Here is a 13,863-nt window from a genome sequence, read left to right as displayed (position 1 = left end):
GCACCATGTATATTAAAAACCGTGACGTTGCCTGAAGATTTTCTTCAGGCAGAGGAGGGGTTGGACAAGCGAAGCGCGTCAGTTTTGTTTATGACGCCACTCCCACGGAGGAACGGGATTACTGTCAGCCCACAGGCCGCGCTTCTGTGTCTGAGCTTCCCGTTGCAGAGCCGGTAATGAGTTATCGGTGTTGTACCTGTCATAAACCCATGCAGCCCCTTTTAGCACTTGCTGGCGGTTAGCCTCAGTGCCGTTCGCTGTCACCACTCGTCCCAGGACTCGCCCGTAGCGATCTGTTTGCGTATAAGAGACGGTAACTGATTGCCCTGCCAGCAGGGCTTTAAGTTGATTGGTTGACCAGCGACCAAAGGGTTGTTTTTTTTCCGGTGCATCGATATTTATCAATCGGACTCGAATCGGAACTTCATACACAACAATTTTCGCGGGTAGTGTTTTAACTTCGATGGTATCTCCATCGAGAACGCGAATAACTTTCCCCTGAATCTGAGCAGCACACAATGTAGCTGGCAACAGGGCAACAGCAAAGGAAAGAACATTAAAAAAATGTCTCATTGCTTTCTTCCCTCCCATATTGCTGAGAGTCTTTTAAAAATGGATAAAACGACGACTAAAGCCACTGCGATAACAGCCAACGAAGGAAGTACATAGCTGTATAACTCAACCATGAAATTAATAAACTCAATGAGCGATTGCGGCTTTAAGGAAGCATCCCACAAAACGATAACAAAACGATAAAGCCCATAGACAATTGCCGGAAACCAGACCATAAACAACAAAATTTCAGTAAAAACAGAAGCGACCGATTTGACACTATCGATAATTTCAATTCCGGCAATTCTCACACTTCTTGCATCAGGTACGTTAATAATTTTCATCCTCCCACCCCTGTAAAAAATGTTCGCAAGTTCCAGTCTCAAACCTGAAACTTGCGTATTCACATCAGAATTAAATCAAACAGAATTAAAAGTTTTTCAATCGGCCAAAGCTTGAAATAATTTTACTTACTGTACCTGCATCAGCCGCAGGACATTCATTTAGTTTTTTCTTTCTGGCATCTGCCGTGTGATCGGGTAAAAAACCATGTTTATTCTTTTTCCTGATTGACATAAAACTTTTATACATCGGGTCACATTCTGCCGGACTACTTCCGTCAAGTTTTCCGGCAAGGCATAACACCATTGCACATGGATCGTTCGGGTCGGCCTTTTCCTCAGCATGAGCAGTTCCGGCAGCGAACGCACAAAGCAGCACTGCCGTGGTTACGGTCTTTTTCATATACACCTCATGGATAACGGGCAACTAACGCCCTGCGGTTGTTCAACCCCGGCTCAATAAAATTACAAGAATTTTATTAATCCGGCGTTATCGTGATAAATAAACACTGGTAGTCCGGCAAGAAAAACAGTTCATTTTATAACGATACTGTATGACACCGTTTGCACCGTTCGCCCTCAACCAGTTTTTAGCTGTGAAAAAGTCTGTTCCGTTACTGGTTTCAACAATCACTGAATCAGAATGTGCAACAGAATAAAAAACAGCATCATCGTAAAGGCGGTTTTCAGGCCTGAAATTATGGATAACCTTAACCCACGATGAATTAACCTTGTCTGATTTAATAACTGAGTATGTCGGTTGCCAGTCCATTAATTGTGTATTCACCGTTTCAGGATTCTGTTCCCAGTCAACCTGTGGTGGTTCAGGCGGAGAGGAACAGGCAGAGAGAAAAAGGACACTGACCATTAACATTTTTTTCATAGTAAAACCTCTGACTCCAGCTCACCGACGGAGAGCATTTTTTCTTTAGAAGGATATTTAAGCCCTTTAACACCCAATACTTTTTTAGTCTTATTCAGAGAGGCGGTTAACTCGGTAAGTTTGGGGCTTACCATCATCAGCCTGTCCATAAAATACGGGTCGAGGAAGTAGAGGGCTTTCTCAGCTTTAACCGGGTTTTCACCTTTAAGAATGATAAATTCTTCTTTAAAATCCAGCGTTCCCAGCTCCTGCGGGAGCACAAGGGCGCGCTGCGCCTCACTTTCTGAACTGCTTTTCGACGTTGAGCGTCCGCTTGTCTTGCTTGAACCTGTCGATTTGGTGGTGATATAGCCCAGCTTTTCCGAAATCTTTTTAGCGTCATCTTCTTCACTGACAGCGTAGATAATCCGGCAGGGATGCGCACTCATCAGCGTTTTGGCACCTTCAACACCATAGATTTCATTAAGCTGACTGATATTCTGGTAAATCGTCAGAAGTTTGAGTTTAAACCCGGCAATATAACCCGAACCTTTTTTAATGATTGGCATGTAACCAATAGACGGAAACTCATCCAGGAACATCAGACAGTCATGTTTCAGTGTCGGGTCAAAGTCAGGGTTTTCTCGTAACGTGACTTCCACAACGAAGTTAAAGAACAGGTTGAGGAAGTCATAGGCCAGGGACATATCTTCAGCATTAACGCCAACATAAACAGTGATATCTTCCCGGCGCAACTGGCGAAGGTCGAAATCATTGCCGTCTGTACATTTGCGAACAGTCGGAAGATAAAACAGACTCATTTTCTTACGAAACGAACCATCAATACTCGAACGTTGTTCGTCTTCGGTTTCGTGATACTCCCTGATTTTGGTCAGGGCATCGCGCAGATGATACAGCGCGTTTTCATCAAGTCCTTTTGTTCCCTCCAGGTCTTCTCGCTTACTGAGTATCAGCTCCCGGTCGATGTTGCTGTACAAATCGACTACAGAACCAATTGAGAAAACAGGTTTAAGCCCGAACTCACCAAGCCAGGAGGGGTCGTAGTTAATAAAGAAATGAAGCAATTTTGCCAGCCCCGTCCAGTACTGCCCCGCGAGGTTATTAAAGTGTGCTTCCGCTCCGGTCAGACCGTAAGACGGGAACAGGATCTCAATCAGCTTCAGCAGGTCTTTAGCCCCGCTCTCTTCTTTTAAATCAATATAGAAAAGCGGGTTAAACTGATGCGTTTTACTGTTGAAAGGGTCAAGAAGATAGACCTTATTACCCAGCAGTTTTTCACGTACCTTACTGGTGATTTTCCACAGTTCCTGTTTTGGATCTAATGCAATCAGGGAATGTTTCCTGACCAGCAGGTTTGGAATACCTATTGCAGCCCCTTTACCTGCGCGGGTTCCTGCGCCAAGTGATACAAAATCTGGTGCGGTATACCACAGGTATTTACCTTTATATGCACCTACAAGAATATCAGTATCGTTTTCTTTCTCCCATTTCAGAAGTTTCGATTTTCTTAAATCATTATCACTGGCAAACTTCGCGTCACCATAAAGAGCAACATCCGTTTTATTCAGTTGCCAGATAATAAAAACAGGCACAATGAGAGACGAAACCATACCTGATAAAAGAGAGGGGATTGCGGTTAACCTGATATCTGTCCGTATATTACTCTCTGTTATTATCCGCCACAGCAGCATGGAATCAAAATTCTTCCATATATAAAGCGGCGTTTTTCCGTTCAGGAAGTAAACAGCAACTGAGCCAGTATAATACGTCACAAGACACATAACCAGACCGATAAAAGCCCACTGGCCTTTATCGGGTAGTTTCAGAGACATAATCACTCCTTCAGCTTTTCAAAGTATTCCTGAAAATGAATATCACGATAGTAAATACCCGATGCAAATCGGTTATCTTCCTCATCGATGTACTTAATACTCATAATCACATCGACGTTGCTTAACACCCTCCGCAATATAATGTTATAAGGCAAATTCTGACATTCAGGGTTCATATAGCACCGTTGAACCAGTCCAAGCACAGCATCTTCAGGGGTGCTCTCATGGACGGTTGTAAGGTTCCCTGCATGGCCGGAACTTGAGCCTTTGAGAAAATCCCAGGCTTCCGCGCCGCGAACCTCAGTCATGAGGATTCTGTCCGGGTTCATACGAAAACCAGAACGTAAAAGAGAAGCGGAACTGACAGTGCTACTTTCCCCTTCTGACGGGTAATACAATTTCACATGATTTTTGTGGAACCTGAACTTTGCTTCATCTGTATCTTCAATTGAAATACATCGTAAATGATGGGGTATGTACTGAAGACAGGCATTTGCAAAGGTGGTTTTACCCGCCCCCGTTCCGGCACAAAATACCATCGTTTTACCCTTAACCAGGCATTCAGGGACAAATTGTTCAAAACAATTATCTTTAAACATTGAAGATAATTCATCTTCTTTATCCCTGAATTTCCCCCCTTGATTTAGCCTTGAGTAAAACCCTTGTTTAACAAAGGTATCATGGTCGATAAACACACTGGACGGCTTACGGATTGTAATAGACACCGTTTCCCGTTCCGTTGCCGGGGGAATAACTATTTGTACACGCTCCCCTCCGGGGAGCGTAACAGAACGTAAGGGATATTCTGGCGTAACCGACCCACCATCATGATAATCAGAAATTGCCCCTGCAAATGACATACAATCTTTAAAATCCATTTTTAATTCATGCTGCTGCCATTTCCCACTCACTTTAACAAACAGTTCATCAGGCCGATTTACCGCGATTTCAGTTAAACCATCGACTTCATTAAGCCAGTGGTGGAAGTATTCATCTATTATTTCATAAACAATATGTCTGTTCTCTGCATCCTTCATAATTCACCTTTTCCTTTAAGATCTTCAATAAAACGCATGACTTCTTCGTAATTAAATCGATGCGTTTTGATTTGTTTCAGTGGTTTGGGGAAAGGAACGCCATTTATTGGTATGCCCTTACGAATATGATGGTATATTTCGCTTTCCCTTATTCCTAACAGCATTGAAAACTCTTTGATATCCAGCGTTATCAAATTACCTCCGGGTACCCACCATTTTTAATTTGTAGATGCTGGAGAAATCCAAATCCTGACCAACGATCAGAGTAATGATTTCCCCCTGGTTTTTATAAAGCGTTGGAGGGATATTTACGCTGTTTGCAAACGCTTCGCGTGCTATATCAGCAAAAGCCTGGCGACTGTTAGCTGTATAGTCGGTCTGATTGTCTTTATTACTTTTAGCCGCTCCACTTGCGGCCTGTGCCACATCGGGGATCATGCCAACCATCATCGCGCCCATAAAGCGATCTGCAAAATGTGTGTCAATCCAGCCTGAAGCCCCGGCCTCACCCAGCGCTCCCGCCGCCTGTGTATCAATCAGCGGAATATCAATGAAAGGTTCCTTACGTGTTCTAAGCTTCGTAGCAGCGATAAACACGGCTCCCTGACCATGATTGAACGTGCCCGTTTTATACATCAGATATGCGGCTGTTCCCTTTTCAATTAGCTTTACATTCCTGTTTGCACTGTATACGTCCTCATTAATCGTACAGACCAGCTTGCCAGCCAGATCAGAAATAAATCGTCTGTCCAGCGAGCACTTAATCGCGGTATTTTCAGGAATGAAAAGGTTAGGGTCATAAGGAACGCGCGTAATTTTAGAAAGCTGCGCGGGTTGCCCTGCATTAACAGGCTGAACCTCTGCCTGTTTGTCACTGCCGTCCCCCTCGTTCCTGGTATTGCTGGCCGTTGATGAGCTACCACCGGAATTTGAGGAAGCAGAGCTGCTCCCCCCATAGGCCACATCCAGCGCACGACTGAAGTTTTGTTGTACTTTTTCCGGTGGCGTTTCCGCTTTGCCGCTGCTTTCCTTCCGTTCTTCCGTCTTAGCCGGTTCTTCCCTGGTGTTGAATGGATCAACATCATCGCTGAGTCCTGTCGCGCGTTTTACTGAACCAGTAGATACCGCATTACTGGCAGGCTTATCATCACCGCTGGACATTGCACGAATAATCGACGGGATATAGTAGACAGACACCCCGGCGGCCAGCAGAAGGAAAGCGGCCACAATAATCACCAGCCCCTTACGCGATTTTTTAAGCTTCTCGATACCCAGGCGTTTTACTGATTTACCGTCATCTTCATCTCCCTTATCCGTTTTATCGTTTTGCTCAATTTCTTTCTGATGCCGTTCCCGTAGTGCCTGTTCAATTTCTACAGCGGTCGGGATTTTATTTTCCTGTTCGCTCACTGGATCACCTCTTTCTCAACGTTCGGGGAAACGGTATCTCCTGCCGGAAGACGGACTTTGCCAAAGCCCCGGTTTTCAACCCCAACAACCTGATTTCCCATACGCAAAACAAAGCGCTGGTCTACAGGAACACCAACAACGGTGAAACTACCGCTGTTTTTGACTACCGGGTTAGTCAGCGTTTCCTGTTCGCCGCTCATAACAAAGACGCTGGGGATTTTCTTCAGGGGGCTGAAGCCAAACCAGGTATAGCGGCCATCGTCATACGCATAATCCGGGCTGATTGACTGGCTGCCGTCAGCTACCCGCTTCCAGTAATCCCAGTTCTTGGGCGACTTCGCATTTTCAAGAGAACGGTTGATTGCCTGCTCCTCCTGCCGCTTGTTAAGAGCCTCAATCCGTTTCTTCTCGATTTCGGCTTGCTCCTTCCGGCGTTCCTGCGGGTACTGGTAATTAACAACAAACGCGATCTTATCCGGCTGCCGGAACGTTCGGGCGTTCAGCTCCATGCTGTAATTACGTTTTGTTGTGCGAACAAACAGGTTTGTTCGCCAGCGTTCCAGGTCGTTTTCAGGATCAAGGGCTACACTGACCACCTCTGAAGACTGGTTGCCATTGTCATCGGTACTGTTCTTCTGTACGGTCTGTTTGACGGGCTTCACTTCGAGATACACCAGGTTATCTTCTTTGTTCACTTCCCAGCCCTGGGGAAAGCCGGTTCTGGCACTGATGACCGTTTCATCCTCGTCAAATACCAGTGTGGTTGTATAGCCAACCGCACTGTTTATGACTGTCGTGTTTTGCGGGTTATAACTGACAATCTGATTACGGGGATCAAAACGGCTGGCTGCTGGCGTAACGGCTGCATGGCAGACGTGCGACACCAACAGAAGCGCCACAATTAGCGCTCCTTTATTCATTTTCATAGTTTTCACCCTTTCACTTCTTTATCGCGTACATAGCTCGTTACAACGAATTTAAGCGGGTTATTGTTTCGGTCACCCGATGCCATTTCGACCTGTGGTTCAATACGGTAGGTCAACCGGACGTTCCAGTATTCATAATCATCCTGGCCTGTCGCGACATTTCGAATGGTTAATTTAAACCGGATATATGCTCCCATATCCTTATCATCGCGCCGGGATGACGGACTGATAATCACGGACGGATTATCCTGAACAGATGCGGTTTTTTCCGCTTTATTATAAATAACCTTTGGTGACTGGTTGCCGTTGATTAAAGCGTTGTAATCCGTCGCCACATTCTCAGCGCTGTATAACAGAACATAATCATAATCATGCTGGAGACTGAAATAGTTATACCCTTCACGACGCTTCACATACTGAGTAATGAAGTATTTCGCCAGCGCTTCATTTTCAGAGAGGTTTTCTTTTTTAACAGAAGTCAGTCTTTCAGCAACGCCAGTGACACCATTAATAAGATAAGCTTCGACAACCGTACTCTTTAACGGTAGCGCTCCATTCAGTGCCAGCAGAGACAACACACCTACGGCAATTCCTGCAATACCACCGAATTTATAAATGCGGTTCATTTTCTCCTGCATCAATACATTTTTCTCTTCAAAAGTAGTTGAAGAGTCTGTTACTTCTTTTTTCTTGTTAAAACCGGGAAGTTTTAATCCTGAGAGTTTAAACCCCATTGCGCATTACCTCTGCTGAATTAACAGGTTCGCTTTTTCCGGATACCGGAGGTTGTTTATGTGACGCCTGGCATCCGACAAGGCAAAGCGTCACGATAGCCGTGATAAGTAGTTTCATAATGTGAGAACCTAAATAGAGGAGTGAATATTTACTGCGGAATACTCAGAGTTGACAGATTTAAATAATAAATCGGTTAACCTCCATATTTCTTTTTCGCCGCATCTATCGCAGCCTGGCGAAGCCTCTTAGCGCCAATATTAACGCCCTGCCCGGTCAGATTCCCCAACTTACCGGATACACCAGGAGACTGGTTGAACCCTCCATCCTGACGGCGAACGCCTTTCCATGCGCCAATCCCTGCATTTTTACCCATACCAAGCAGATTACGCCCCATACGGGAAGCGCCGAACACGCCAGCACCAATCCCCATTGCGGCTGCCCCTTGCATCGCGCCTTCAACACCTACCCCTGCGAGCTGGGAAGCATAGGTTTTGGCTTGCCAGATAATCCAGGCCATAAATGCACCTGCAACCCCGGCCTGAGCACCTGTTGATATCAGATTTAATTCATCTGCGTTAGCTATCGAGATTGTCAGAATGCCATTAAGGAACGTCATTCCCGCTTTAATTGCCAGTCCACAAAACAAGAATATGAAGCATGAGCTAAATATTAACTGAAGCCAGCTATTAAACATCTGCCTTAAAAAACCAAATGAAAGACAAATAATAAACAACGGCGCGGTAATAGTAAGTATCTTAATAGTAACTTCGGCGGCGAGATAAACTATTGAAGTTAGCAATAATGCAATTATCCCTCCAGCATATGTTAATAAAGATGCGATTGCCCCATCTGTTTTCACATACTTCGAAGTATCTTTGGACATAAGATATGCAGCTACCTGCTGAACTTTCTCCCAAAGCTCGTCAACCCATTTCCAAGGATCACCTCCTGCAAATGTTTCCTTCAGCCCATCAATGGCCTGAGTTGCACTATCTAACCACCCCCCCATATTTTTGACAAAAACAAGAATTAACCAGAATCGACATAGATTCCATAAAAAATCCTGCACTGCGGTTTTTTGCTTCCCAACTATTGTGGTATAAGCATACCACAATATATAAATGGAAATACCATACTTACCCAACTGAGACGCTATTGAAGAAAAGTTATCTAACTGACCAGTCAAAGACTGGTCAAGAGTTTTAACAATAACGTCATGAGCGGCCTGGAAATACCTAGAAGTTGCCATAGTGGCTCCTTTTAACTTCCATCTTTACCCAATACATTTTTGAATGCATCTTTATAGTCAACATGCTTAGGATGTAATTGCTTATACCTAAACAAACCTTCCTTAGCGTTTTTACAATTTTCGCTATCACTCCCAGACTTTTTGCATTCAGCTACTTTTTTCGTTGCATCGTCTACGTGAGACTGCCACCAGTCTACAGATTTAACCTCTTCACACCCGGTAAGAAAGAATGTAAGCCCCAACGCCGCAACTAATCCATATTTTTTCAAAATGCCCCCTCAGTTCATTTCATAACTCTGCTGCTCAAATGCTGCCTTATAATCAACAACTGGAGTTTCTTTATTAACAGCCCCTAATTGTTTCTCCTGGAAAGCAGCCTGTAACATTTTCTCCTTGTATTCTGCAAGATCGCGCTGCTTATCGCGATACATTTCATACTGAAATTTGAGCTTGTTAAATTTCAGGCTTGCCAGAGATACAGCGTTTGTCGCGTCCTGCGTGGCTTTCGTGTCCTGGGCGTTCTTCACCTGGTCGATAAGGTCGGCCATTTCCTGATTATCTTCACGCAGTTTACTTTCCAGCTTATTGCCGTACTCGATCCCCGCCAGTTGGGACAGGAACGAGGCTTCACAGCCCCGCACCAGGTCGCCCGTATATCCCAGCCCCTTACAGGTGTTTGTCACCTTATAATCGGCCAGTAGTGATCTGGCTTGCTCAGACAGGGTGGCTTCCGGGTTCTTAATGTAATCATCAATGAAGGAGTTCCCCTGGTCGTAAATATTCTCCAGCTCCTTACTGACAGATTGCGCAGACTGCACCAGTCCCTGAACATCACGAATGCCCGTTTTGGTCAGCAGCTCCTGCTTATAGGCATTAATCTGTTTCTGGTAGTGGTTCACGGTGTCCTGCCACTGTTTGAGGCGTTCTGTCCAGCGCTGCGCTTCGACAGCCCATTCAGGGTTTGCATCAATGGCAACGGGAACACCAGCCTGAGCACCAGAAATAACCGTAACAGAGGCGATAAGTGCCGCAACGATATGCTTTTTCATAGGGATTCCTTAAATCAGGTTTGCACGTTCCAGATAGGTATCAAGCCACTCTTCCGGCTTCATACCCTCTTTCCAGATTTCATCGAACAGTTCAAGCTGGGGTTTCGATGCGCTGAGAACCGGTAGGTAATACGCCGCTTTTCCCAAATCCAGTCTTGCGAAAGCCGCAAAATCATCACTTTCCCCCTTCCTCTGTGGGTTTTTGACGACCAGGAACTGACGAGATAACGGGTCAATGGCTTTAATTTTGTCAAAATAAAGTTCTCTCACTTCCAACTCGTCTACGTACTCACTACGTTTCGCTTTGGGGTTCGCCAGATAAATATGTGTTGCGCACTGCTCACGAACGGCAGCCGCGATAGGTGATTTAATTAGTTCATCCGGCGATTGTGTCGCTACGACAAGCACCATATCCAGCTTACGCGCGGTTTTGAGTTTGTTATAAACAAAATCTCTGAACGCTTCGTTGTTAATCCATTGCCAGAACTCATCCATGTAGATAAGGAGTCGGCGGCCATCAGCCAGCATGGTGACACGGTAGATGAGATAGAATGAAGCGGCGCTGGAAAGTACTTTGTTATCCAGAAACTCCGTTCCGTCTATACCGAAAACGTCCAGGTTGTCCACATCAAACGTATCGTCCGGGTTATCAAACACCCAGCCAAATTCCCCTCCCTGCACCCAGGCATTCAGGCGTGCTTTAAGCCCATGCCGCCGGGTTTCAGTATCATCAGGCTCCAGAATGAGTGGTCGCAACTTACTGATCGGATAAGAGCGGTTTGACCTCTGCATCAGGCGCTCAACGGCATCAGAAATCAGGCGGTTCTGGTAATCATCAAGCGGCTCACTGTTAAGCGTACAAAGTAGCCTCACCAGGTCTTTCATAAAGGAAATATTTCGTTTGGTTGGTGGCAAAGCCGCAGGGTTCCAGCCAGTCGGCTCTCCTTCTTTCACCCGAAAGTAAGCACCTCCCATTGAACGTATACCGGGTTCCGCTGCCCGATCTTTGTCGAAAAATACTGTAGTTAACTTCTTTAATTTCCTCTCAGGTGGAAAAGACTCCGGCGTTCCGAACTGCTGGGCGGCGAAAGCCTTAGTCATCATCACTACCGTTTTACCCACGTTTGACGTACCAAGAATTTCGGTATGCCCCAGCGTGGGGTTTTTACCGAAGTAATTTTGATGCTCGGTAGTCATGTGATAGTTCAGGTTATAAATATCATTTCCTGAGCCGCCCAGGGTGATAAGGTTGTTACCCCAGGTATTTCCTTTCTCCTTGCCCGTAAAGAAATTATGGAAGCTTTCCATTTCGGCAAAGTTCAGACTGCTGATAGAACTCAGGCGTGGCCGTAACGTGTAGTTACCAGGTAACTGAGCAAAATACGCTGCGCCAAGACTCAAGGTTGAATAGGTTACGATCAGCCCTAAATCCTCCAGGGTCGTCGTTACAATATTGGTGTCCTTCACCAGACGCTCCGGCGAATCTGCGTAAACAATCAGTGTCTGGTGACTTTTCCCGAAAGAAATATAGCCGCTGGAGACCATATCGAGACCAACTTTCAAATCAGCGAGCAAGGATTTAGCGGCATCATCGGTCATTTCGAGTTTGTCGATCTGATCATCCAGCGCCTTGATTGCAGACTGCTTGTCTATCGGAGTTAAAGAGGAAGTCTGTACATACTCAACCGGGAGATACATCAGTGCATCAAAAATTCCGGCATCCGTTTCCTGAAAGTAGTCCTTGATCTCGATGCAACGAAAGTACCGGGCATGGTCAGAGGCAGTGATTTGTCCAGCATCGTTACCAAAGAACAGGTCTTTACCACCCAGGTATGTATAAAACGGACTATTGGTGACTCTGACTTTCTGCCAGCGCCCGGATAGCAGTTTCTGGAACAGCGTAAGCTGTTCTGAATAAACTATATTATTTTCTTCATATAACCCAAGACGACGGGAATGAAACCGGGAGAGATAGGTGCTCAATCTGCCACATATTTCATTCATATCATTAATGGGTTCTTCGAAGATATTTTTATTACCCTTTTTCCTTGAAAGAAAATGCGTCACTTTATCTTCAGCGCTGAACGGTTTATAGCATACGGTTAAGTATAATTTGTTTTCAAAATACTCAGCCGCCGAAAGCGATTCGTAATAATCGTTCATCACTCTGTTGACGAATGGGATCTTGCTGTCAAATACAGGTCGCACTTCTTTTCTAACCCGAATACGATGCGTATAAAAGGTAACGGGTTTCCCATCAAAACTACGTATCAGCGTATTGAGCTGGTCAGTAAGCAAGGCTAGATCCGCTTCATCTACACATTCAAAATAAGCTCCGTCAATCTGCCAGGTCGCCAGTAGATCATGGTTTCTGGTAACAATGAGGTTATCAGTGATGTGTGATGAATACGGGATTAACTCTTCAAGAGAAGACTGGTCTTTAAGCTTCATAAAATTGTCCACTTTCGATATATCGACTGCGTCGTACGAACTCCCCGCATAATGGACGGCATTGAAGCGCTTGTTTGCCAGAGGATTACCTTTGATTTGCATTCGCAGATAAAGCAGGTCAAAAAAGCGTTCATCTATCTTCGTAACTCGCTTGATGGCATACCAGCCAGGGAGGATGAGGGCATACATAGCCTCATGAATCCAGACACCAAGCAAAACGCAGATAACGCACATTCCAAGAAAGGGGTAGAGCGGAACGCCCAGCCCCCTAATCAAAGCGGGGCGTGTCAGCCCTTTAAAAACGGTACTCATTTTTACGCCCCCTTTTATTACATATTACGCTAACCAGTCAGGCAGATATGGCGCAACAATAAAGATGATAATCCCGATAATTAAAGGCGTAATCCACGCTGCATGCTGGCGTGAGAAGATAGCGATATAACCAATTACCAGCGCAATGATGGTGATTGCTGGCTTACGGATATCCGTCAGAAAATCGATAATCTTCTGCAAGAAGCCAGTTGTTTTAGTGGATACATCATCAGCAAAGGCGGGTTCTGCTACACAAAGCATCAATGCAGCCATAAATACAGAAAGAGTTAAATAACGTTTATTGAGTTTTAACATCGTTTGTTTCCTTTTCATCTAAAACAGTGCCACGCATGGCATATTGGGGATATACGGTAACTTCTTTAGGTTTGATACTCTGTGTTACATTCTCCTTTCTGATTGCATCTTTAACTGAAGGAACCACCCAGTTTTTTTTGTTATCAGGCGGATTAAACCCTATGCGCTGTATATAACTGGTGTTATTAAAATCTGATTCAGGTTTAGTTCCTGTTTCTGGATTGCCGGAATAATAGCAACTCAGGCCACGTAAAATATCGCCACCACGTTTATAACAATCCACCAAAATTTGCTCTGAAACCTTGAGATTTTCGCAGGGGTCAAACATTTTCTCAGCGGTTGTATTGAAGTTTGCAAAATTCGTACTCGTTATTTGCATAAGACCGACTGAGTAACGATGATTTCGTGATTCAATTTGATTTACGATCTGGAGTGCAGCCTCCTTAGTTTTGGGAAAGTAGGACACTACGCCTTTGTCACCGGGCTTACGTTCAACCTTCGGTATTATCTCGGCAATAGCATATGGGTTAAAACCAGATTCAACCCTTGCAACTTCATGCGCAGTATCGGGATGAACGCTGGCCGCGCATTGCAAAGCAAGCGCCGCAAAAGCAGTAGTAGATAACATGATTTTCTCCCGGCCAGAACAGCGCGGAAAGTTTAGACTGAATGGTTAGTCATCGAAGTCGTCATCGTCTTCATCGTCTTCGTTTATCAGCTCCTCAATAGCCTGGCTGGAATATTTTTTTATGAGGTACTGGACAACACCAG

Annotated in this window: 16 protein-coding genes; all 16 read right to left on the bottom strand. The window is 45.0% G+C overall.

Annotated features, from left to right (window positions below):
- Window positions 1-78: 78 nt before the first annotated feature.
- Window positions 79-573, bottom strand: a complete 495-nt coding sequence (locus tag ACQG1K_RS25395; protein ID WP_001215543.1) for a thermonuclease family protein — start codon at window positions 571-573, stop codon at window positions 79-81.
- A complete protein-coding gene (locus tag ACQG1K_RS25390) occupies window positions 570-896 on the bottom strand; it encodes a hypothetical protein (RefSeq protein WP_004208538.1) in 327 nt (108 codons plus the stop codon). Before ACQG1K_RS25390 ends, ACQG1K_RS25395 begins: the two co-directional genes overlap by 4 nt.
- Before the next feature lie 85 nt (window positions 897-981).
- Window positions 982-1,296, bottom strand: coding sequence for a TrbM/KikA/MpfK family conjugal transfer protein (locus tag ACQG1K_RS25385; protein WP_000754496.1), 315 nt, complete (start codon window positions 1,294-1,296; stop codon window positions 982-984).
- 87 nt (window positions 1,297-1,383) lie between these two features.
- Window positions 1,384-1,776, bottom strand: a complete 393-nt coding sequence (locus ACQG1K_RS25380; protein ID WP_000738524.1) for a cag pathogenicity island Cag12 family protein — start codon at window positions 1,774-1,776, stop codon at window positions 1,384-1,386.
- Window positions 1,773-3,608: a type IV secretory system conjugative DNA transfer family protein gene (locus tag ACQG1K_RS25375; protein WP_000053822.1), complete on the bottom strand. Its 1,836-nt coding sequence runs from the start codon at window positions 3,606-3,608 to the stop codon at window positions 1,773-1,775. Before ACQG1K_RS25375 ends, ACQG1K_RS25380 begins: the two co-directional genes overlap by 4 nt.
- A gap of 2 nt (window positions 3,609-3,610) precedes the next feature.
- The gene (virB11, locus tag ACQG1K_RS25370; protein ID WP_000650512.1) at window positions 3,611-4,645 is read right to left on the bottom strand and encodes a P-type DNA transfer ATPase VirB11; all 1,035 of its coding nucleotides are present in this window, start codon (window positions 4,643-4,645) and stop codon (window positions 3,611-3,613) included.
- Entirely contained in the window at window positions 4,642-4,839 is a 198-nt protein-coding gene (locus tag ACQG1K_RS25365) for a DNA-binding protein (protein WP_000629109.1), read from the bottom strand. The genes virB11 and ACQG1K_RS25365 overlap by 4 nt, the downstream gene beginning before the upstream one ends.
- 1 nt (window position 4,840) lies before the next feature.
- Entirely contained in the window at window positions 4,841-6,055 is a 1,215-nt protein-coding gene (gene virB10 / locus ACQG1K_RS25360; RefSeq protein WP_001295060.1) for a VirB10/TraB/TrbI family type IV secretion system protein, read from the bottom strand.
- Window positions 6,052-6,981: a TrbG/VirB9 family P-type conjugative transfer protein gene (locus ACQG1K_RS25355; protein ID WP_000783386.1), complete on the bottom strand. Its 930-nt coding sequence runs from the start codon at window positions 6,979-6,981 to the stop codon at window positions 6,052-6,054. The genes virB10 and ACQG1K_RS25355 overlap by 4 nt, the downstream gene beginning before the upstream one ends.
- A gap of 5 nt (window positions 6,982-6,986) precedes the next feature.
- A complete protein-coding gene (locus ACQG1K_RS25350; protein ID WP_004199085.1) occupies window positions 6,987-7,715 on the bottom strand; it encodes a virB8 family protein in 729 nt (242 codons plus the stop codon).
- Window positions 7,716-7,909: 194 nt separating this feature from the next.
- Window positions 7,910-8,965, bottom strand: coding sequence for a type IV secretion system protein (locus ACQG1K_RS25345; protein ID WP_000235886.1), 1,056 nt, complete (start codon window positions 8,963-8,965; stop codon window positions 7,910-7,912).
- A gap of 11 nt (window positions 8,966-8,976) precedes the next feature.
- Window positions 8,977-9,234: an EexN family lipoprotein gene (locus tag ACQG1K_RS25340; RefSeq protein ID WP_000759841.1), complete on the bottom strand. Its 258-nt coding sequence runs from the start codon at window positions 9,232-9,234 to the stop codon at window positions 8,977-8,979.
- 9 nt (window positions 9,235-9,243) lie between these two features.
- On the bottom strand, window positions 9,244-10,014 hold the full coding sequence (locus tag ACQG1K_RS25335; protein WP_000716326.1) for a type IV secretion system protein: 771 nt from the start codon (window positions 10,012-10,014) through the stop codon (window positions 9,244-9,246).
- Window positions 10,015-10,023: 9 nt separating this feature from the next.
- Complete coding sequence (locus tag ACQG1K_RS25330) at window positions 10,024-12,777, bottom strand: VirB3 family type IV secretion system protein (RefSeq protein ID WP_015060057.1); 2,754 nt, start codon at window positions 12,775-12,777, stop codon at window positions 10,024-10,026.
- A 24-nt stretch (window positions 12,778-12,801) separates the two neighbouring features.
- Window positions 12,802-13,092 (bottom strand): TrbC/VirB2 family protein, encoded by a 291-nt coding sequence (locus tag ACQG1K_RS25325; RefSeq protein ID WP_000916156.1) that lies wholly within the window; start codon window positions 13,090-13,092, stop codon window positions 12,802-12,804.
- On the bottom strand, window positions 13,076-13,720 hold the full coding sequence (locus ACQG1K_RS25320; RefSeq protein WP_000953538.1) for a lytic transglycosylase domain-containing protein: 645 nt from the start codon (window positions 13,718-13,720) through the stop codon (window positions 13,076-13,078). The genes ACQG1K_RS25325 and ACQG1K_RS25320 overlap by 17 nt, the downstream gene beginning before the upstream one ends.
- Between the last annotated feature and the right edge of the window lie 143 nt (window positions 13,721-13,863).

It is taken from the genome of Enterobacter cloacae complex sp. 402C9 (genome assembly GCF_050030745.1).
Taxonomy (GTDB): Bacteria; Pseudomonadota; Gammaproteobacteria; order Enterobacterales; family Enterobacteriaceae; genus Enterobacter; species Enterobacter intestinihominis.
This window is presented reverse-complemented; position numbering and strand designations above follow the sequence as displayed.